At 69.2% G+C, this 19299-nt stretch carries 19 protein-coding genes; 5 read left to right on the top strand and 14 right to left on the bottom strand.

The window, feature by feature from the left end; genetic code table 11:
• Positions 1-143 precede the first annotated feature (143 nt).
• Positions 144-1130, top strand: a complete 987-nt coding sequence (locus ACLJRM_RS03075) for a methyltransferase (RefSeq protein ID WP_410662185.1) — start codon at positions 144-146, stop codon at positions 1128-1130.
• The gene (locus ACLJRM_RS03070) at positions 1127-2062 is read left to right on the top strand and encodes an alpha/beta hydrolase (protein WP_410662184.1); all 936 of its coding nucleotides are present in this window, start codon (positions 1127-1129) and stop codon (positions 2060-2062) included. Before ACLJRM_RS03075 ends, ACLJRM_RS03070 begins: the two co-directional genes overlap by 4 nt.
• Before the next feature lie 81 nt (positions 2063-2143).
• On the opposite strand, the gene ACLJRM_RS03065 is transcribed toward ACLJRM_RS03070, so the two are convergent.
• Genes ACLJRM_RS03065 through ACLJRM_RS03050 form a run of 4 tightly spaced genes read right to left on the bottom strand, consistent with a single transcriptional unit; the run spans position 2144 to position 7076 of the window.
• Entirely contained in the window at positions 2144-2731 is a 588-nt protein-coding gene (locus tag ACLJRM_RS03065) for a TetR/AcrR family transcriptional regulator (RefSeq protein WP_410598685.1), read from the bottom strand.
• A 41-nt stretch (positions 2732-2772) separates the two neighbouring features.
• Positions 2773-4407: an amidohydrolase gene (locus tag ACLJRM_RS03060; protein WP_410662183.1), complete on the bottom strand. Its 1635-nt coding sequence runs from the start codon at positions 4405-4407 to the stop codon at positions 2773-2775.
• Between the two features lie 3 nt (positions 4408-4410).
• Complete coding sequence (locus tag ACLJRM_RS03055; RefSeq protein WP_410662182.1) at positions 4411-5202, bottom strand: molybdenum cofactor biosynthesis F family protein; 792 nt, start codon at positions 5200-5202, stop codon at positions 4411-4413.
• A gap of 8 nt (positions 5203-5210) precedes the next feature.
• The gene (locus ACLJRM_RS03050; protein ID WP_410662181.1) at positions 5211-7076 is read right to left on the bottom strand and encodes a primary-amine oxidase; all 1866 of its coding nucleotides are present in this window, start codon (positions 7074-7076) and stop codon (positions 5211-5213) included.
• A 122-nt stretch (positions 7077-7198) separates the two neighbouring features.
• Between ACLJRM_RS03050 and ACLJRM_RS03045 the strand changes: the two genes are divergently transcribed.
• Positions 7199-7918 carry an SDR family NAD(P)-dependent oxidoreductase gene (locus ACLJRM_RS03045; RefSeq protein ID WP_101608217.1) on the top strand — a complete coding sequence of 240 codons (720 nt, stop codon included), beginning with the start codon at positions 7199-7201 and terminating at the stop codon, positions 7916-7918.
• A gap of 15 nt (positions 7919-7933) precedes the next feature.
• Positions 7934-8731: an SDR family NAD(P)-dependent oxidoreductase gene (locus ACLJRM_RS03040; RefSeq protein ID WP_101608216.1), complete on the top strand. Its 798-nt coding sequence runs from the start codon at positions 7934-7936 to the stop codon at positions 8729-8731.
• A gap of 274 nt (positions 8732-9005) precedes the next feature.
• Here ACLJRM_RS03040 and ACLJRM_RS03035 read toward each other — a convergent pair whose 3' ends face one another.
• From ACLJRM_RS03035 to ACLJRM_RS02995, 9 genes are all read right to left on the bottom strand, one after another.
• Positions 9006-9701 (bottom strand): ABC transporter ATP-binding protein, encoded by a 696-nt coding sequence (locus tag ACLJRM_RS03035; protein WP_410662180.1) that lies wholly within the window; start codon positions 9699-9701, stop codon positions 9006-9008.
• A complete protein-coding gene (locus ACLJRM_RS03030) occupies positions 9698-11413 on the bottom strand; it encodes an ABC transporter permease subunit (RefSeq protein ID WP_410662179.1) in 1716 nt (571 codons plus the stop codon). The genes ACLJRM_RS03035 and ACLJRM_RS03030 overlap by 4 nt, the downstream gene beginning before the upstream one ends.
• The gene (locus ACLJRM_RS03025) at positions 11400-12260 is read right to left on the bottom strand and encodes a branched-chain amino acid ABC transporter permease (RefSeq protein WP_101607464.1); all 861 of its coding nucleotides are present in this window, start codon (positions 12258-12260) and stop codon (positions 11400-11402) included. The genes ACLJRM_RS03030 and ACLJRM_RS03025 overlap by 14 nt, the downstream gene beginning before the upstream one ends.
• A 12-nt stretch (positions 12261-12272) precedes the next feature.
• A complete protein-coding gene (locus ACLJRM_RS03020) occupies positions 12273-13451 on the bottom strand; it encodes an ABC transporter substrate-binding protein (RefSeq protein ID WP_101607465.1) in 1179 nt (392 codons plus the stop codon).
• Entirely contained in the window at positions 13448-13840 is a 393-nt protein-coding gene (locus ACLJRM_RS03015) for a nuclear transport factor 2 family protein (protein WP_410662178.1), read from the bottom strand. Before ACLJRM_RS03015 ends, ACLJRM_RS03020 begins: the two co-directional genes overlap by 4 nt.
• 10 nt (positions 13841-13850) lie before the next feature.
• Positions 13851-14618: a MoaF C-terminal domain-containing protein gene (locus tag ACLJRM_RS03010; RefSeq protein WP_101607467.1), complete on the bottom strand. Its 768-nt coding sequence runs from the start codon at positions 14616-14618 to the stop codon at positions 13851-13853.
• Positions 14619-14658: 40 nt separating this feature from the next.
• Positions 14659-15657: a helix-turn-helix domain-containing protein gene (locus tag ACLJRM_RS03005; protein WP_101607468.1), complete on the bottom strand. Its 999-nt coding sequence runs from the start codon at positions 15655-15657 to the stop codon at positions 14659-14661.
• 62 nt (positions 15658-15719) lie between these two features.
• Positions 15720-16202: a hypothetical protein gene (locus ACLJRM_RS03000; protein ID WP_101607469.1), complete on the bottom strand. Its 483-nt coding sequence runs from the start codon at positions 16200-16202 to the stop codon at positions 15720-15722.
• A 60-nt stretch (positions 16203-16262) separates the two neighbouring features.
• On the bottom strand, positions 16263-17192 hold the full coding sequence (locus ACLJRM_RS02995; protein ID WP_410662177.1) for an NADP-dependent oxidoreductase: 930 nt from the start codon (positions 17190-17192) through the stop codon (positions 16263-16265).
• 48 nt (positions 17193-17240) lie between these two features.
• Between ACLJRM_RS02995 and ACLJRM_RS02990 the strand changes: the two genes are divergently transcribed.
• The gene (locus ACLJRM_RS02990) at positions 17241-17612 is read left to right on the top strand and encodes a winged helix-turn-helix transcriptional regulator (RefSeq protein WP_410662176.1); all 372 of its coding nucleotides are present in this window, start codon (positions 17241-17243) and stop codon (positions 17610-17612) included.
• Between the two features lie 558 nt (positions 17613-18170).
• Here the strand turns inward: ACLJRM_RS02990 and ACLJRM_RS02985 are convergent.
• Positions 18171-19253: an LLM class flavin-dependent oxidoreductase gene (locus ACLJRM_RS02985; RefSeq protein WP_410662175.1), complete on the bottom strand. Its 1083-nt coding sequence runs from the start codon at positions 19251-19253 to the stop codon at positions 18171-18173.
• Between the last annotated feature and the right edge of the window lie 46 nt (positions 19254-19299).

Below are 19299 nucleotides of genomic sequence, written 5' to 3'. Positions count from 1 at the left end.
GACGGCACTGTCAATGGGTATATTCTACGAATGTAGGAAGTTGATATCCGGCAGGTTTTGCCTGGCAGTGGGCGAAAACTTGCGCTGGATTCTTTTGTCTACATCTGTAGACTCTCGGCGGAAACGAGCTAAGGAGGGCACCCGTGAGCGGGTCGACCAAGACTGCCGGTCCCGAGCGGATCGTGGACATCGCCGTGGGGTACATGGCGGCCAAGCAACTCTTCGCGGCGAGCCGGATCGGCCTGTTCACCGCGCTCGCCGCCGGGCCGTTGACGGCGTCCGAGCTGGCCGGGAAGACCGGCAAACCGGAGAAGATCACGCGCATCCTCGGTGACGCCATGTCATCACTCGGCCTGTTGTCCCGTGTGGACGGACGGTACGAGCTGGCCGCCGACGCGGCGGAGTACCTCGGCGGCGGTGAGCTCGATCTGGCGCCGTTCCTGACCTTCCTGGACACGATCAGCTACCCGCATTGGTTGCAGTTCGGTCACACGGCCGACAGCGGCGAGCCCGGGAAACTGGAAATGGACGACGCGCGCTGGGGCACGTTCATGTCCGGCGTGATGACCTACAACGCCCTGCACGCCAAGATGCTGGCCGGCGCGTTCGATTTCGGTCCCCACCGGAAGCTGCTCGACCTCGGCGGCCTGTCGAGCGCGTTCGCGGTCGAAGCCATGAAGGCCAACGAAGAACTGCGCACGACGTTCGTCTTCGACCCGGGCTTCACCGAGTCGGTCACCACCGCGGCGGCCCTGGCGGGTCTCGCGGACCGGGCGACCGTCGTCGGGGCGGAGACGCCCACCGCGCGTCCCGAGGGCGAGTTCGACCTGGTGATGGTCAACCACGTCGTGCATCGCTTCGACGCGAAGCAGAACGCGGAGATCCTGCGCAACGCCCGCGCGGCCGCGGCGCCGGGGGCGAGTCTGCTGCTGCTCGACTTCTTCCTCGACGACGACGAGCACCAGCGCCCGATCGACGCGCTGCACGCGGGGGAGTACCTGGTGATCGACGGGACGGTCGTCTACCCGGAGGCCGAGGTCCGGGAATGGCTGACGGAGGCGGGCTGGCGGGTCACCGACCGGCTCGCGCTGCCGGGCAGCCCGCGGGTGCTCGTCGCGGAAGCGGTGTGACCGTGACCCTCGATCCCGCCGTCAAGGAGCTGCTCGCCCGCAGCGAGCCGCCCGAAGCGCCCGCCTTTCCACCGACGGCCGCCGAGTTGCGTGCCGCTTTCGCCGCTTCGTGGCAGGCTCCCGAAACGGTCGAAGAGGTCGCCTCGGTCACCGATCACGTCCTGCCCTCAGGCGTCCGGGTGCGGCTTTACCTGCCTGACGCCGCCGGGGCGGTCCCGGCTTTCGTGTGGATCCACGGCGGCGGGTGGACGATCGGCTCGATCGACGAGAACGAGGTCGCGTCGCGCGCGGTGTGCAACGCGGCGAAGGTCGCCGTCGTGGCGGTGGACTACCGGCTCGCGCCCGAGCACCCGTTCCCGGCGGCCCCGGACGACTGCTACGCCGTCGTCGAATGGCTCGCTTCGGGCGGCGCCGGGGACGCGGTGGACGCCGGGCGGATCGCGATCGGCGGGGAGAGCGCCGGCGGCAACCTGTCGACGGTGGTCTCGATGATGTCCCGCGACCGAAGCGGCCCGCCGCTGGCCGCGCAGGTGCTGATCTGCCCGGTCTACGGTCACCCGGACGACGGCTTCCGGTCCTACACGGACTTCGCCGAGGGGTTCGGCATGACGGCCGGGGCGATGCGGTTCTTCTTCGATCAGTACGTGTCGGATCCCGGGCAGCTGAACGATCCGTACCTGCTGCCGCTGCGGGCCTCGGACCTGACGGGGCTCCCGCCGGCGCTGGTGCTGACCGCCGAGTACGACGTCCTGCGGGACGAGGGGGAGGAGTTCGCGCGGCGCCTGACCGACGCCGGGACACGGGTGGAGATGACCAGGTATTCGGGGCAGATCCACGGTTTCTACGGCCTGTACACCGATCTCCCGGCTTCGCCGCGCTCGCACGCGCACGTGGCGAGCTTCCTGACCCGGGTGTTCGGCCGCGACCAGTAAGAGCTGAAGGGCGCTTTCCCCGCATGTGATGCGGGGAAAGCGCCCTTCGTCGCGTCGGATGCGGGGAAAGTCCCCTTCAGCTCAGGGGCGGGCCAGGCGCGCGAAGAACGACTCGAGGTGCTGCCCCTGCAAAGCGATCGTCGAGAACTCCCCGGCGACCAGGCTCATCACGTTCGCCCCGGCGTTGATCAGGACGACCTCGTCGACCAGCTGCTCGTCGGGCGTCTCGGTGACGATGTCGCCGTCCTCCCGGCCCTCGGCCAGATACCGGTGCAGCAGGCCCCGCCACGAGCGGATGTGCTCCAGATACTTGTCCTGCAGCTTCGGGTTCGTCAGCGAAAGCTGCCAGAAGGTGAGCAGGACGCGCCCCGCGGCGATGCGGTCCTCGTCGATCGGCATCGACGAGACGCACAGCTCCCGGAGCGCGACCAGCCCGCGCAGTTCGTCCAGTTCCACGTACTCGCGCATCATGCCGAGCGCGCGTTCGTAGGTGGCCTGGATGATGTCTTCCTTGCTGGGGAAGTACAGCTTGAGCGCACCGTTGGCGAAGCCGGCCGCGGCCGCGATCTCGCGCATGGTGGCGGCCTCGATCCCGCCCTGGGTGATCAAATCCCAGGTGACGTCGACGATGTGACTTCGCCGCTCGTCGTGGTCGATGATCTTCGGCATCGGCAGACCTCCCACACTGGTTCTTCTACCAGTGTAGGAGATCAGGCGCGGTGATACACGCGGTGCCCGGCGAACCACGTTTGCGTCACCTTTGTCTTGACGAGCGCGGAAGGATCGGTTTGGAACGGATCGCGGTCCAGGACGACGAAATCGGCCGACTTCCCGGGGACCAGCGAACCCGTGACGTCGCCCAGTCCCATCGCGCGGGCGGCGGCGAGGGTGAAGACCTCGACCGCTTCGGCCAGCGTGATCGCCTGCTCCGGCCACAGCGCCCCGGGGAAGGCGCCGGTCGGGTCCCGGCGGGTCACCAGGCCGTGGATGCCCTCCCACGCGTTCGGGGACTCGCTGACCGGCCAGTCCGAACCGCCCGCGACCAGCGCGCCCTCGTCCAGCAGCGACCGGTTCGGCTGCATCCGTCCCGCCCGCTCGCCGGGCAGGACCTCGGCGATGGCCGCCGGGATGACCCCGGGGACCCACAGGAACGGCGAGATGTCCGCGGCGACCCCCAGCGCGGCGAAGCGCGGCAGGTCGTCGGGGTGGACGAACTGGCCGTGCGCGACCTGGAACCGCGCCTCGGTGAAGCCCTCGGCGCGGACCTTCTCGACGGCGTCCAGCGTCGCGCGCACCGACGCGTCCCCGGTGCAGTGGACCTTGGCCGAGAGCCCCGCCGCGGCCGCGGTGCGCAGCCAGCCCACGAGCTCGTCGCCCGGCATGGTGGTGGCGCCGTGATGACAGGCGCCGTGGGCGTCGTCCGGAAGGTACGGCTCCAGGAAGGCGGCGGTCCGCGTCGGCGGGACACCGTCGAGGAAGATCTTCACGAAGTCCGGCCGGTGGTGTTCGCTGCGGTACTGCCCGGCGACCTCCAGCAGCGGCGCGCCGATCGGGTCGAAACCGAAGATCGGGTCGTTGATCAGCAGCGACGACACGACCCACGCGCGCAGTTCGCCCGCGTCGTCGAGGGATTTCAGTGCGCCCAGGATGTCCGCGGAGACCCCGGCGTCCTGGAACGCGGTGACCCCGTACGAATGCAGGGTGCCGATCCCGTGCCGCGACGCCGCGACGTGCTGCTCCGCGGTGAGGGTCCGCGTCTCGCTGAGCGCCCGCTCGACGGGCACACCCGCCGCCTCGAGCAGGACGCCGACGGGTTCGCCGGTCGAAGGGTCGCGGACGATCTCCCCGCCCGCCGGATCGGGCGTCGAAGCGGTGACGTCCGCCAGCTCCAGTGCCCGGCTGCTCACCCAGCGGTTGTGCCTGCTGTCGTCGGAGAGCATGACCGGCCGTCCGCCCGCGGCCTCGTCGAGCGCGAGACGGGCCGAAGACCGCGAGAGGGTGCTGACCAGGGTGGACGCCCAGGCACCGCCGACCACCCACTCGTCCGGGCCGAGTCCGGCCGCCCGCGCGCGGACCGCCGCGAGGATGTCGTCCAGGCCCGCGTCGAGGCCGAAGTTCAGCTCGAACAGGGCCGAGCGCCCGGCGAGGGCGTGATGGTTGTGCACGTCGACCAGACCGGGCATCACGAACGCGCCGTCGAGGTCGACGACCTCGGTGTTCGGGCCTCGTTCGATGTCCTCCAGGGACAGCACCCGGCCGTCCTTGATCGCCAGTGACGACGCCCAGGGCCGGGCACCGTCCACTGTGTACACCTTGGCGTTGGTGAGGATGAGGTCGGCGGTCAAGGCTCAGCTCCCGGCGGGGTCGTAAGCCTCGGGGTGCACGGTGGTGCTCAGCAGCTTGCCGTGCGCGCCGAAGGTGAAGTGGGTGGGCGTGTTCCCGGTGGCGTCCAGTCCGAAAAGGACACCGTGCGAGCGCAGCCGCTTCGCGTCGCGGTGATCGGCGACGGTCACGGAGGCGCACGGGATCACCTTCTCCCGCCAGGCGAAGACGTAGATACCCGGCCGCAGTTCGTAGACCGAGTTCTCGTCGGTGTCCGCGAGTCCCTTCTCGGGCCCGGCCAGGCACTGCCAGGTGTACCAGTGCGGGCTGAGGTACACGTGCTCGTAAGCGTGCGCGGTGCTGTACACCCACAGCACCCGGCGCCCGACCAGCGACGTGGTCGGGGCGAGCGATTCGCCGCTGGGCTCGATGCCGCCGATCGTGGCGGCCACGAAGGTCTGCGTGACCCGGGGCGCGGTGTCACCGATCTTGCTCAGCACGAGGAGCGCGCGGCCGCGGCGCAGGTCGAGCAGCAGGGTGAACGCCTCTTCCTGCCGTGCCTGCGGGTGGAACTGGACGTAGTACAGGTCGTCGTCGACCAGGAACGTCTCGCAGCGGTCGGTGCCGGTGCCGCGGTAGGTCCACTCGATCCGGGTGCCGGAGAAGCCCGCGGTGAACCTGGTGCCGTCTTCGCAGGCGAGTTCGAAGGTGCGGCCGTGCAGGTCGCCGACCGTGGGGGCCTTGTTCGCGTCGAAACCGGGGGCGAGGCCGTCCAGAGGCAGCCAGGTGGACGTGTCGGACAGGGTCAGTTCGGGCATTCGAGGTCCTAGTGCTCGTGGGCGGAACAGTGATCGTCGGCTGCACCGGAAGGCAGGTCGAGGGCCGGGTTTCGGTCCAGGAAGCCGTAGGGGCGCAAGGTGAAACCGGAGTAGTCGACCGGCATGACCGGCCAGTCCTCCGGACGCGGGATGTGGGTCGGGCCGAAGACGTGCCACAGCACGAGGTCGGTGTCGGTGAGGTCCCGGTCGGCGGCGGTCCAGGCGGGCAGGCCAGCCCCGCCCGGATGCGCGTTCGGCCGGTCGCCCGCCGGGAAGCGCTCGTCCGCGCGGTACGGCGTCGCCCACAGGTGACGGGTGGCGAAGGTCGCCCGCTGGTGGACACTCGATTCCGGCTGCGCCATCAGCGTCGCGGAGGGCCGGGGCACGAGCTGATACGCCGTGGGGGAGCCGAGCCGGTTGGTCCGCTCCGAGCTGCGGATCTCCCAGACACGGGCCTTGGCCGGATCCGCGTGGCGCTGCGCTTCCCGTTCGGTCCGCAGCGGGGTTTCCTTCCAGGTGAAGGCGTTCCCGTACGGGTTCTGCTCGCCCATCGGCACCCGCTCGACGTCGATCTCGACGAGCGAGTTGCGTTCGCCGTCGATCGCCACGTCCAGCCGCGCGCAGAACAGGTGCTGGTGCACCGGCGCGAACAGGCCGGGCGCGATCTCGTTGGCGTGCGGGTGTTTCGTGCCGGAGTGCGCGGCGCCGGCGAACACGATCCCGGTGGCCTTCGCCTCCAGTTCGACGGTGCCGTCGAGGTAGAGGTACCAGAAGAAACCGTAGTCGTAGTTGCCGATGGTGGAGATGGACGAGATCACCAGCCGCCGCGAGCGGCGCACCTCGGCGCGGCCGTCGAGATCCGTGTGCTTCCACAGGATCCCGTAGTCCTCCTCGTGCATGCAGATCGCGCGCGGGATCTCGACCGGGCGGCCGTGGTCGTCGGCGACGAACGCGGGGAAGTAGTGGATGACGCCGAGGCAGTCGCAGCCGAGCCGCAGGTCGTTGCCGTTCTTGCCGAGCAGGTACTCGCCCGCGTCGAAGTAACTGATCCAGAACCGGCCGGGCGCGGTGTCGCCGTAGGGCACCACCATCTCCGGTACCGACGCGCGGTGCAGTACCGACCGGTCCTGGAAGCTGATTTCGTGCAGCGTCAGGCCTTCGCGGGCGTTGAAGCCGACGCGGAGTTTCCAGCCCTCCCAGGTGACCTCGTGGCCGTCGACGGTGAAACTCGGGCCCTCGGGCTGGGTGATCTCGATCGGCTTGAGGGTGGTGCGGGCCGGGACACCGCCGTAGCGGCCGTGCTCGGGCGGGACGGGCACGTCGCCCTCGTCCTCGACCCGGAGCACGCGCTGCTCGGTCAGGTTGATGTGCACGATCAGGCCCTCGACCGGATGCGCCCACGGGCTGTCTGACTCGTCGTCGCGCAGGAACGTCAGCGACCGGATGACCCGCCCGGTTTCGTCAGGCCTGCCGAAGAAACCGGGCGCCAGGGGAGCGCAGAAGGCGTGCTCGATCCGGTCGGCGAGCCCACGCCGCTCCATCGCGGCCTGCCATTCCGGCGACGCCTTGGTGATCGACGCGGCGAGGTCGTACTCCTCGAACAGGTACGCGGGCTGACCGTCGCCGCAGTCCTCGGACGAGACGAGCGCGCTCTTGGTCAGCGAGACGACGACGTCGCGGGCCTGCCCGGTCGCGGTGTCCAGGAGCGTGTACTGGACGCGCCGATCGGCACCGGCGTCGGCTTTGTCCGGCTCGACCGGCAGTACCGCCGGGAACCGCGTGGTCGCGGTGAGCAGGCCCTCGGCGGCCAGGATCTCGCGGCCTGCGGAGAGTTCGTCGGCGGTCAGCGGGTCGAGAGGATGCGGCCTGGTCATACTTCGCAGTCTTGCCGGTCCGCCCCCGACTGAAAAGACCGCGCGGCCGTCGTGCGGCTGCGGACAAGAAGGATGCACTGACGGCCAACCTCCGCGAGCGGCCCGGACCGCAGGATGGCGCCATGCGACTGGATCTCGCGGGCAAGGCCGTGCTGGTGACCGGCGCGGCGTCCGGTATCGGCCTTGCCTGCGTCCAGGCGTTCCTGGCCGAAGGCGCGCGGGTCGGCGCCCTCGACCGGGCACCCGTGCCCACCCTGGCCGACGGCCTCCTGGCGGTCCACGCCGACGTGACCGACGAGCGGTCGGTGGCCGCCGCGGTCGACGCCGTGGCCACCCGGTTCGGCGGGATCGACGTCGTCGTCGGCTGCGCCGGGATCTCCGGCCCGGTGGGGACACCGGTCGCCGAAACCTCGGCGGCGGACTTCACCGAGCTGATGGCGGTCAACGTCACCGGCCAGTTCCTGCTGGTCAAACACGCCGCGCCGTGGCTCACCGCGGCGAACGGCTCGGTCGTCCTGCTGGCCAGCGACTCGGCGTTCACCAGCGCGCCCGGCATGGTGCCCTACTGCGCCTCGAAGGGTGCCGTGGTCGCGATGACCAGGGCGCTCGCGGTCGATCTGCCCGGCGTCCGGGTCAACTGCGTCTGCCCGTCGGTGGTCGACACCCCGATGGCGCGCGGCGATCTCGGCGAGGCTCTCGACGATCCCGCCTTCCCGGTGCAGGCTCCTGAAGACGTCGCCGACCAGGTGCTCTATCTCGCGTCCGCGCGTTCGCGGACGATCAACGGCCAGGCCGTGCTCGCCGACTTCGGCGTCTCGGCCCGTTCGGGTTTTCCCGCTTAGAAAGGACTCATGCGAGTGAAGAAGGTTGTCGCGATCACGGGTGGCGGTACCGGTATCGGCGCGGCGGTCGCCCGCCGGTACGCCGACGAGGGCGCCCAGGTGGTGGTCCTCGGACGTCGGCGCGAGCCGCTGGAGAAGGTGGCGGCCGAAACCGGCGCGTACGTCGTCACCTGTGACGCCAGCGAACGCGAAGCGGCCGAGAGTGCCGTAGCGGAGATCGTCGGCAAGTTCGGCAGGCTGGACGTCGTGGTGGCCAACGCGGGCGGGCACGGCCTGTCTTCGGTGGTTGACACCGGTGACGAGGAATGGGAGCTGGCGCTGCGCTCGAACCTGTCCAGCGCCTTCGTCTTCTGCCGGGCCACGCTGCCCTCGCTGGTCGAAACCGGTGGGCAGGTGGTCATCGTGTCGTCGCTGGCCGGGTTGTTCGCCGGGCCCAACGTCGCCGGGTACACCGTTGCGAAGCATGCCCTGATCGGGCTGACCCGCTCGATCGCCCGCGACTACGGGCCGAAGGGCGTCCGCGCGAACGCCGTCTGCCCCGGCTGGGTGCGCACCCCGATGGCGGACGGCGAGATGGACCAGTTCGCCGAGGCCGCGGGCTTCACCGGCGGGCACGCCGAGGGCTACCGCCGGGTCACCGCTGAAGTCCCGTTGCGCCGTCCCGCCGAGCCGGAGGAGATCGCGTCGATCGTGAGGTTCCTGGGCTCCTCGGAGTCGTCGTACATCACCGGCGCGGTGATCGTCGCCGACGGCGGCGCGCACGCCGTCGACCTCCCGACGCTGGCCTTCGAACGGGCGGGCATGGGCTCTTAGCCGTTAGGTGGCTCTGCCGAGTCGCGTTCCCAATGTCGCATTTGAGGCGCTGACCGTCCCAAATGCGACATTGGGAACGCCTGCTCGCTGGAGGGAGTGATCACGAAGCGTTGTCCCGTGTCCTGAAGGTGGCTTTCACGACAGCTGAGCGGGCCCGGTAGGTGATAGGCATGCCCAGAGTGCAGGCGGGCAGCAGTCCGCGAAGGCCTCCTTGCCTACTCTCAAAGTAGGCAAGGAGGCCTTCACTACGTCACCCACACGATTGGTGCCGGGCTCAGGACTCGCCCAGGTAGGCCGAGTGCAGGGTGCCGGGGGAGTCCAGCAGGCCCTGCGCGGAACCCGTATAGGTGACACGCCCCGAAGACACCACCAGCGCATCGCTCGCCACGCCGAGGGCGAGGTGCGTGAACTGCTCGACGAGCAAGATCGCGGCACCTTCCTCGGCGAACCGCGTCACCATCGGCAGCAACCGCGTGAACACCACCGGCGCGAGGCCGAGCGACATCTCGTCGATCAGCAGGAACGACGGCCGCGCGGCGAAAGCGCGGGCCAGCACCACCATCTGCTGCTCGCCACCGCTCAGCAGCGCCGCCGGCGAGTCCCGGCGTTTCTCCAGTTCGGGGAACAATTCGAACAGTTCATCGGCCCGCGCGCGGGTGCGTGCGGTGAGCATCAGGTTCTCCAGCACGGTCAGGCCACCGAACACCGCGCGTCCCTGCTCGATATGCGCCAGGCCCCGCCGCGCGCGGTTGACCCGCGACTGCTTGGTGATCTCGTCGGATCCGATGTGGACGGTCCCCGCCGAGGCGGGCACGACGCCGGAGACGGCCTCCAGCAGACTGGTCTTCCCGGCGCCGTTCGGCCCGACGAGCGCGGTGATCCGGCCCGGCTCGAGGGTGAGGTCGACGTCCCGGATCACCGGGCCCGCGCCGCGGGTGACGGTCAGCCCCGCTATCCGCAATGCGTTCACAGCAGCTCCGTTTCACCCATGTACGCCTTGAGCACGGCCGGATCGGCGAGCACTTCGGCCTGGGGGCCCGAGGCCAGCACGCGGCCGAAGTCGAGGACGGTGATCGTGTCGCAGACCGAGCGCACCAGATCGAGGTCGTGCTCGATGAGCAGCACGGACACCCCGAACCGCGCGGGAACCTGCCTCAGCCGCTCCCCGAACGCGACGTGCTCTTCGTGCGGGAGACCCGCGGCCGGCTCGTCGAGCAGCAGAACCCGGGGCCGCGCCAGCAGATGCCCGACGACCTCGACCAGCCTCCGGGCGCCGACGTCCACTTGCGACAGCGGCGTGCGGGCGGCCGGACAGCCGAAGAAGCCCAGGGCGTCGCCGATCTCGTCGGCGGTGAGCCGTCGCCTGGCGAGGAACTTGAGGTAGGCGCCGACCGTCAGTCCCGGCGGGACCCGGTCCTGCTGGAACGTCCGCCGCAGGCCGGCACGGGCCCGGTTCGACGGCGACCCGGTCAGCGGCTTGCCGCCCAGTTCCACCGAGCCGTCGGCATTCGGCAGGAACCCGCTGATCGCGTCCACCAGCGTCGACTTCCCCGCGCCGTTGGGCCCGATCACGCCGAGCACCCCGTGTTCCGGCACGGCTATGTCCACCGAGGACAGTGCGGCCACGTGCCCGAAGTTCACGCTCAGCCCGCGCACGGTGAGCACCGGCGGACCAGGGGCCTTGGACTCGATTTCCACGGCCCCGGCGGCGAGATCGAGTTTCGCCGGTTCCTTTTTGGACCGCCGGTACCAGACCTGCCGCACCGTGGTGCCCAGGTTCCCGCCACTGGCCAGCGCCTGGACACCGAGCACGCCGAACACCACGAAGCCCCAGTCCTGCGGGATTCCCCAGCGTTTCAGCAGTTCCGGCACTCCGACCCAGAGCACCGCGCCGAACACGGCCATGTCGATCAGATGCGCGCCCGACATGATCGCCAGCACGTACAGCGCCAGCGACTGGATCGCGGTGAAACTGGCCGGGAAGGCCAATCCGACCTGCCCGGTGAGCAGACCGCCGCTGATCCCGCCGAGGGTGGCGCTCACCGCGAACGCGGTCAGCTTCGACGTCCGCACGCTCGTGCCCGCGGCCGCCGTCCCGCGCTCGGAGAACGCCACCGCCTGCCAGGCGCTGCCCCAGCGCCCGCGGCGGAGGAAGTACACGGCCAGGCAGCACAGCACCAGCACCACGACGGCGAGCTGGAAGTAGGACCGGTCGTCGGAGAAGGCGTCCGGCCGCTCCACCGAGATCCCGCCGGAAACACCGGGGAACTGGAGCTGGACCAGCGCGAGGTCGGCCGCGGCGGCGAGCCCCAGCGTGACGACGGCGAGGTTGATCCCGCGCAGCCGCAACGCCGGGAGCCCGACGAGGATCCCGACCACTCCTGCGGCGAGCCCGCCGAGCAGCAGCCAGACGAGGAACCCGCCGGGTGCCTGCGCCTCGTTCAGCGCGGACACCGTCCAGGCACCGACGGCGCCGAAGGTCAGCTGGCACAGCGAGATCATCCCCGCGCTGCCGGTGACCACGCCGAGCCCGAGCAACGAGATCCCGGCGACGACGGCGCTCATGCCCAGATAGACGAAGTACCCGTCGAGCCCGACACTCAGTCCGTAGCCCACCGCGATCGCCACCAGAGCGACCACGAACGGAACCCCGGTGCGTATCCCGCGTTCAGCGAGCCGCATCCCACACCTCCTTGCGCTGCGACCAGAGCAGCAGCGCGACGATCACTGCGAACGGCAGGAAATACCGCACCACCGAAAGGCCGTCGACCTGCGCGGCCGCACCCTGGATCAGGCCGAGGCCCAGCCCGCCCGCGACAGCGAGGTCGAGACGGCGGAACCCGCCGAGCAGGGCCGCCGCGGAGGCCGGGACCACCAGCATCGCCAGCGACGTCGCGTCGTTCGACTGCGACGGCGCGACGATCGAGATGACCAGCGTGCTGACCACGCCGGTGACCGCCCAGACCGCGATGCTGAGCCGTTTCGCCGGGATGCCCAGCAGCTCCGCCGTCGTCGGGCGTTCGGACAGCGCCCTGAGCTGGACCCCCGCCGGGGTCCGGCTCAGCACGATCCGGCTGGCCACCGCGACCAGCACCGCCAGCGCGACGGTGACCACGGTGACCTGGCTGATCACCACCCCGCCGACGGTGACCGCCGGCCCGTCCAGGATCGGATGGAACGGCTGCGGTTTGTTGCCGAACAGGATGAACGACAACGAGATCAGCAGGAGCAGCACGGCCACGGTGACCGCCGAGCGGGTGCCGGTGTCCGCCTCGGCGAGCCAGGTGGACACGATCCAGCCGAGCAGTGCGCTGAGCAGCCCGCCGAGCAGGATCCCCGCGATCGTGGCGAGCCACATCGGCAGTCCCCAGTCGACGGACAGGAACACCGCCACGTAGCAGCCGAACATCCCGGTGGCCGACTGGGCGAAGTTGACCACCCGCACCAACCGCGACATCAGCGTCAGGCACACCGCCAGTACCGCGTACAGTCCGCCGGCGGCCAGGCCGGCCAGCGCTCCCTGCAGCATCGTTTCCTCCAGTTACTTCTTGGGAATCCGCAGCCAGTCGTTCGCCACGAGCTCCCATTTGCCGGTGCCGGAGGCGAGCTTGATCGGCCAGCCCGCGGTGTTGTCGTGGTGTGTCTGGCCCGGTCCGAAGACATACGGCGTGCCGACCATCGGATCGGTGATCGGCTTCATCTCGCGCAGCGCCTTGGTCACCGACTCGCGGGTGACGTCACCACTGATCCCGCGGACGACTTCGAGGAAGTACTTCGCCGCCAGGTAACCGCCCTGGCTGAACGACGTCAGCGGGATGTTGTTCTTGGTCATTAGGTCGTGCCAGTCCTTGTTCTGCGGGCTGGCCGTGTCGGTGAACGGGTAGAACTCGGCGGGCACGTACACCCCGGCGCCCGCGTTGGTGACGGCCTTGGCGTAGTTCTCGCTGTAGACACTGGTCAGCAGCAGCCAGGTGACGTCGTTCCAGCCCTGTGCGGCGGCGGCCTTGAGCTGCCCGATGGAGTCCGGCTCGACCGGGTTCACCGTGATCGCCTTGCACCCGGCGTTGCGGGCCTTGACGATGTAGGAGGTGTAGTCGGAACCGCCGTAGGGCACGGTCGCGTCGAGGTACTTGAGCTTCTTGCCGGTGATGGCCGACCACTCGTCGATCGCCGCCTGGTACGAGGGCAGCGTGTTGCCCGCGATCTCCAGCAAAGCGCAGATGTCGTTCAGCTTCAGCGTTTCCGAGCCGTAGAGCAGCGTCAGCGTCATGTCGTGGTAAGGGCCGACGTTGGCCGGGGCGATGTTGGGGCTGGAGAAGCACGCCGGGTCGACGCCGATGCCCTGGATGGACAGGATCTTCTGCTGTTCGTAGTACTTGTTGTTGATCTCGCACTCGATGAGGCTGGACGAGCCGACCAGCGCGACCGCCTCGTCGCGGCCGACGACCTCACGGGCCGCGGCCGCGGCGGCCGCCGGGTCACCCTTGTCGTCGAGCGCCTTGTACTCGATCTGTCTCCCGTTCACGCCACCGCTCGCGTTGGCCGCGTCGAAGACGGCCTTGGCCGCCTGGGAGGCTTCGGGGAACGTGGCCGCGCCGCTCAGCGCGTTGACCGAGCCGACCTTGATCGGGCCGCTCGCACCGCTTTCGGCCCCGGCACAGCCCGCCGTCGCGAGCAGGACGGCGGCGGCGAGGGCGACGAGGCGCCGCGCGGGTTTCACTGGTTCTCCATGGCTTCGACGACGGGCACCGAGTCGACGATCTGCTCGAACGAGACGACCTTGCCGCTCTCGAACTTCCACACGTGCGCGACGCGGGCGGTGAACGAGCGGCCGGTCTCGCGGTGCTTGCCCTGGTAGGTGCCGATGCCGATCACCGTGTCACCCGCGTCGGCGAGCTCGCCGAGAGCGAAACCGTAGCCGTCCCAGTCACGGGCGATCGCGCCGAAGACGTTGTCCCGCACCTTTTCCGGACCGGTGTAGGTACCGGCGTAAGGGAAGCCGGCCGCCTCCGTCCAGGTGGTTTCGGGACCGAGCGGGGCCAGCATGCCCGCCAGATCGCCTCGGTCGCTCGCGGCGTAGTGCGCGGCGATGATGTCTAAATTGGACACTTGAAGCTCCTTAGACCGGTTGCGCGTCGGGGTAGGCGACGGCGCCGAGTGGGTAGATGTGCCCGCCCCCGCGGGAGTGTTCCGACCGGCCGTCGCCGGTCAGGCCGAGGAAGACGCCGGTGGTCTTCAGCGCGTAGCCGAGGTCGTGCAGCCACACACTGGCCACGGCGATGCGGAATTCGCGGAAGCAGAACAGGTAGAGACCGTCCTGGAACTTCCAGACCGTCGAGAGGTCCATGTCCCCGTGGCCGCGCTGCACGCCTTCGAGGCATTGCCAGGCATAGCGTTGCGAGGACACGTACACGTGCTCGTAGAGGTGCTCCGGGCTGTAGCGGTAGATGTTGCGCTTGCCGATCAGGTCGCGCGACGGCCCCGGCTGCTCGCCGGTCGGCGTGCCCGCGTCGGTGGTGCCGGACCAGAACGTCTGGGAGACACGGGGAACACCCTCGACGTCTTCGGTGCCGATCACCGAACGCACGGCGAGCGCGCGATGTGTCGTCGTGGAGAAGACGACGGTGAGTGCTTCACCTTCCACGCTGGCATGGGGGAGATTAACGAAGAAAACGTCTTCCCGGACGGCGACCGCGTCGTACGGATCCTTGATGCCGTTGCAGGTGACGGTTTCCGCGTCCTCGAACCGCAGCGCGAGCGCCGTCCCGTCGTCGAGGGTGACGGTGAGCTCGCGTCCCGACAGGTCCGCGTTCGGCAGGCGATAGGTGGCTATTCCGGCGGCGAACTCGTCATAGGTGCGCCACTGTTCCTCGGGTGCTTCGGGCATGCGGTCATCGTCGAGGCGACCGCCCCGGCGGGGCCAGCTGTCACGCGCTGGGCGGCAACAACCGATCGCTCACGGTCAAGCCGCGGCGCAGTTCGCTCGGCGAGCAGCCGAATTCCGTCTTGAACACCCGGCTGAAATGCGGCGCGTCGACGAAACCCCACTTCGCCGCGATGGCGGCGACGGGCCGTGAAGCGTGCACGGGGTCCAGTAATTCGCGGCGGCAGTGTTCGAGGCGACGGGTGCGGATCCAGCCCGAGACGGTCGTCCCCTGTTCGTGGAAGAGGCCGTGCAGATGCCGGGTGGAGATGTAGTGCTCGGCGGCGATCTGCGCCGGGCCGAGGTCGGTGGAGGAGAGGTTCGTGTCGATGAAGGCGAGGACGCGGCGCATCAGTTCGTGGTGCGGTCCGGCCGTCGCGCGGGCGAGGTCGAGCTCGCTCGCGAACAGTGTGGCGAGCAGATCGACCGCCGTATGCGCGAGCCGGACGCCCGCCGGGCCGCCGAGCTGGTCGAGGTTGCTGCCGAGTTGCGCGAGGAAGGGCACCACGACGTTGCCCATACCCCGCTTGCCCGACATCGGGACCGCGGTCAGCTGGCCGACCAGGTCGCGGGGGAGATCGATGAGGCGCTGCGGGAACATCACCACGAGCGTGCGGAAATCCTCTTCGAACGCCAGGGAATACGGTCGGTGTGTGTCGTACAACGCCACGTCACCGGGGCGCAGCATCGCCTCGCGGTTGTCCTGCACCAGCAGCCCGGTCCCGGACAGGATCAGGCTCAGTTTGTAATAGTGCCTGTCCGCCCTGGCTATGAGCTCGGGCGTCCGCTCGACCACGTGCGCGGACGCGGTCACCTCGGTCAGCTGGACGTCGTCGGCGCCGCACGAGCGGATGCGGCCGCGGAAGTGGTCACGGTGCTCGCTCGTCACGTGCAGCGGCACGAAGGAGTGCGACACCACCGTGCGGAAATCAGTGAAATCTCGCGCGACCATGGTCGTGGTCGGGTCGGCGGTGGCGGTGGTCACGAGGTCACCTCGCAGCATCGGGGGGTGAATTTCATATACGATAAGCGATACGATGCTGCCGGGCAATGATCGCCGCGAGGTCAGTCGGCGAGGCGGAACAGGAGAGTCCTCGGGTCGACGTCGACGGGTACCACCGTGCCCGTTTCGTAGCGGCCGACCTCCTCGGTGAGCACCCGTGCGCTGAACGGAGTCACCCCGGGACCGGTGACGACGAGATCGACGTCGTCCGCCGGAGTGCTCACCTCGCCGACCCAGATCCGCTTGCTGGAAACGACTTCGGCGGTCGCGCGGACGCCAGTCCGGTCGAGCGTGCGGTGGGTCTCGCGGGCCTTGGCGTTCTGCCAGAGCTGAGAGCCGACGGTCGCCAGGCCGCCGATCGTGAACACGATGCCCATGGCGAGGACGACCAGGCCGTCGTCATCGCCGGGCGCGAAGCGAGTGCTGATCCACAGCAGGGCCGGGCCGATCAGGGCCAGCACGGTCATGAAGAAGCCCATCAGGCACCCGAACCCGGTGAAGACGGGCAACTCCGGCGCTTCCTTGCCTTCGCGGTCCGTCGTCACCGGCGAGACGTTACTGACCGGTTTTCCCGGCCGGTCCGGTAAAAATCCCCGCTTGGCGGGTCAGACGGTGAGGACGAGCTTGCCCCGGAGGTGCCCGCCGTCGAGCAGCCGGTGCGCGTCGGCGACGCGCTCGAACGGGAACGTCTCCTGCACATGGACCCGGAGCTTGCCCTGCTCGGCGAGCTCGACGAGACCTCGCAGGGCGACCGGATCGGGGTCGACCGCGACGCCGCTGAAGTGCACACCGGCCGCCCCGTACTTGGCGGCGAGTTCCGAATCCTCCTCGGCGACCGCCGTCACCAGGTGACCACCCGGGCGGAGCACGTCGAGCGACCGCTCGACGGTGTCGCCGCCGATCGTGTCGAACACGACGTCGATGTCACGGACCGCCTCGGCGAAGTCGACCGCCGTGTAGTCGATCACCTCGTCGGCGCCGAACTCCTCGACGAACTCCCGCTTGCTTCCACTGGCGGTCGTGATCACGTGCGCGCCGAGCGCTTTCGCGATCTGGATCGCGACGTGACCGACCCCGCCACCGCCGCCGTGGATCAGGACGCGGTCGCCCTCGCTCACGTCGGCGAGGTCGACGAGGCCCTGCCACGCCGTCAGCCCGACGACCGGCAGCGCCGACGCCTCGACGTGCGAGAGCGACGCCGGCTTGCGTACCAGGTGCAAGGCCGGCGCCGACACGAATTCGGCGTACGCGTTGGCCGCCCTCGGGAACAGCGGCATTCCGAACACTTCGTCGCCGGGCCTGAACCGCCAGGTCCGCGGCGCCTCGTCGACCACACCGCTGATGTCCCAGCCGAGGACGAACGGCGGCTCGCCGAGCAGGGGGAATTCGCCTGCGCGCAAGCGCGCCTCCAGCGGGTTCAGCCCGATCGCCTTGACCCGGACGAGAACCTCGGTCGGAAGTGGCCGGGGCTGGGGCGCGTCCACGAAGGTGAGCACTTCGGGACCGCCGAGTTTCTGCTGGGTGATGACTCGCATGACGCCAAGCTAGGTTTCCGATAGGAACCCACAGGTACCTTTGACGCCGTGAGCGATTTCGGTTCCGGTGATCTCTTCCTCGCCGACTGCCCGGCACGTCTGGCGGTCGAAGTGATCGCCGACAAGTGGACGGTGGTCGTGCTCGCCGGACTCAGCGAGGGCCCGGTGCGCCACGGCGAGCTGGTCGACCTGATCGGCGGCATCTCCCGCAAGGTGCTCACCCAAACGCTTCGACGACTCGAAGCGCACGGACTCGTCCGCCGTCACGCGTATGCCGAGGCGCCGCCCCGCGTCGAGTACGAACTCACCCCTCTCGGCGCGACACTGATCGACCCGATCCACATCCTGACCGAGTGGGCGAGGGCGAACGGTGACGCCGTGCTCGAAGCGCTCGACGCCGATCCCGGGGGCCTTCGTTAGTGAGGGGAAAGGCGACCATGTCCTGTTTCGCGGTCGGGTCGGATCTGGACTGGCCGACGAGGGGCGACCGCACTCCGGCTGTCCACATCGGACACTTCTGACCGGGAAAATGTCTGATTTAGACTCATGTGTACGCTTTGTGGCTGGGCCCACACGGTCTGAACCTTCAGTCCCAGCCAGGAACGGCGTCACCCGACACCGAAAACGCACGAGCACGCCACGTTCACCCTTCTGCTCAATAACCGCGGTTGTGCCGGGCCAGTGCGTCGAAAGACCGCTTGCGCTCGAACCGGTACGGCGACTGTTCGTCGTGATGCTGCTCCCGCAGCGTCTTCACGAGGCTGAACGACGCCATGTCGTAGTCGTGCTCCGGTTGTGACGGATAATGCGGCAGGTTGGGCGCGATGAACGTGTACGCGTGCGCGCCCCGCAGGCCCGCCGAGTCGAAAACACGTAACAGGCGGGCGAGGTGGTCGGCCTGTTCGCGTTCATTCCGCTGAGCGCGCGTGCCGAGAGCTACGCCGCCGCACTGCGCGCCCTGATCGAGGGCTTCGTGTTCTACTTCACGGAGCGGCCGTCCGAGATCATCGCGATCGGCCAGATCGCCACGGCGTCGAGGGACGCCGAAGCCGCGCGGAGCTGGTTCGAGCAGCAGAGCGCGAAGACGCTGGCCGAACTGGAGGACATGTTCGAACGCGCCGTGAGCCGCCCGGGTAGCGAGGCGAGCAGTTCGTAGGACCGGCGGCGGTCGGCGTGGTGGAAGAGCGGCGTGGTCACCATGATTTCCGCGGTGCCGGTCTCGTCGAGAATCCGTTGCAGTTTCGGGACGAGTGTTTCGGGGCTCCCGGTGAGCACGGCGCCGGACCGTTTCGCGATTTCCGCGCGATCATCGGCGGTGTAAGGGAATGCTGCGGCCTCCTCGGGGCTGGGCAACCGGATGCGGTTGCCGCGGAGTCGGCTGAGCACCTTCAGGCGCGTGGACCCGGCGAGCCATTCGGCGCGTTCGTCGTCCTCGGCGGCGATGACGGAGACGCTGACCAGATCCGCCCTGGCCGGTGCGTCCGGTGCCAGGTGGTGCGCGAAGGCGTACTTGATGCCACGTTCGGCGGCGAGCGCGGCGCTTTCGGGGGAGCGGCCGAGCAGCCACAGTTCCGGGATGTTGCCGCCGAGGACGGGGATCGCCTTCACTTCGGCGTCCTCGGGTGGATTCAGGAATCCCCGGAGTTCGTCGAGTTGCACGCCGAAGTCCTTTGTCCTTTGTGGACGTAAGGCCGCGGAAGCCGCCTTCGATCCGCCCGGCGCGCGTCCGATGCCGAGGTCGATCCTGCCGGGATGCAAGGCGGCGAGGGTGCCGAACTGCTCGGCTACCACGAGCGGCGCGTGATTCGGCAGGAGCACCCCGCCCGCACCGAGTCGCAGCCGTCGGGTGGCGTTCGCGAGGTGGGCGATGAGGACCGCCGGCGCGGAACTCGCGACGCCGCGCATCCCGTGGTGCTCGGGAACCCAGTAGCGGTGGTAGCCCAGGTCTTCGGCGAGGCACGCGAGGTCGACGGTGTTGAGCAGGGCCTGGCGCGGCATCGAGCCCTGGACGATGGGGGAGGTGTCCAGGACCGAGAGAGCCGGGAGCGTGGCGGAGGTCATTCGGTACTTTCTCGTGAGTGGTAAGGACGGTTCCAACCGTCCTTAC

Source organism: Amycolatopsis sp. lyj-84 (assembly GCF_046549075.1).
Classification (GTDB): domain Bacteria; phylum Actinomycetota; class Actinomycetes; order Mycobacteriales; family Pseudonocardiaceae; genus Amycolatopsis.
Note: the sequence above shows the minus strand (reverse complement) of the source record. Positions and strands in the feature narration are given on the sequence as shown.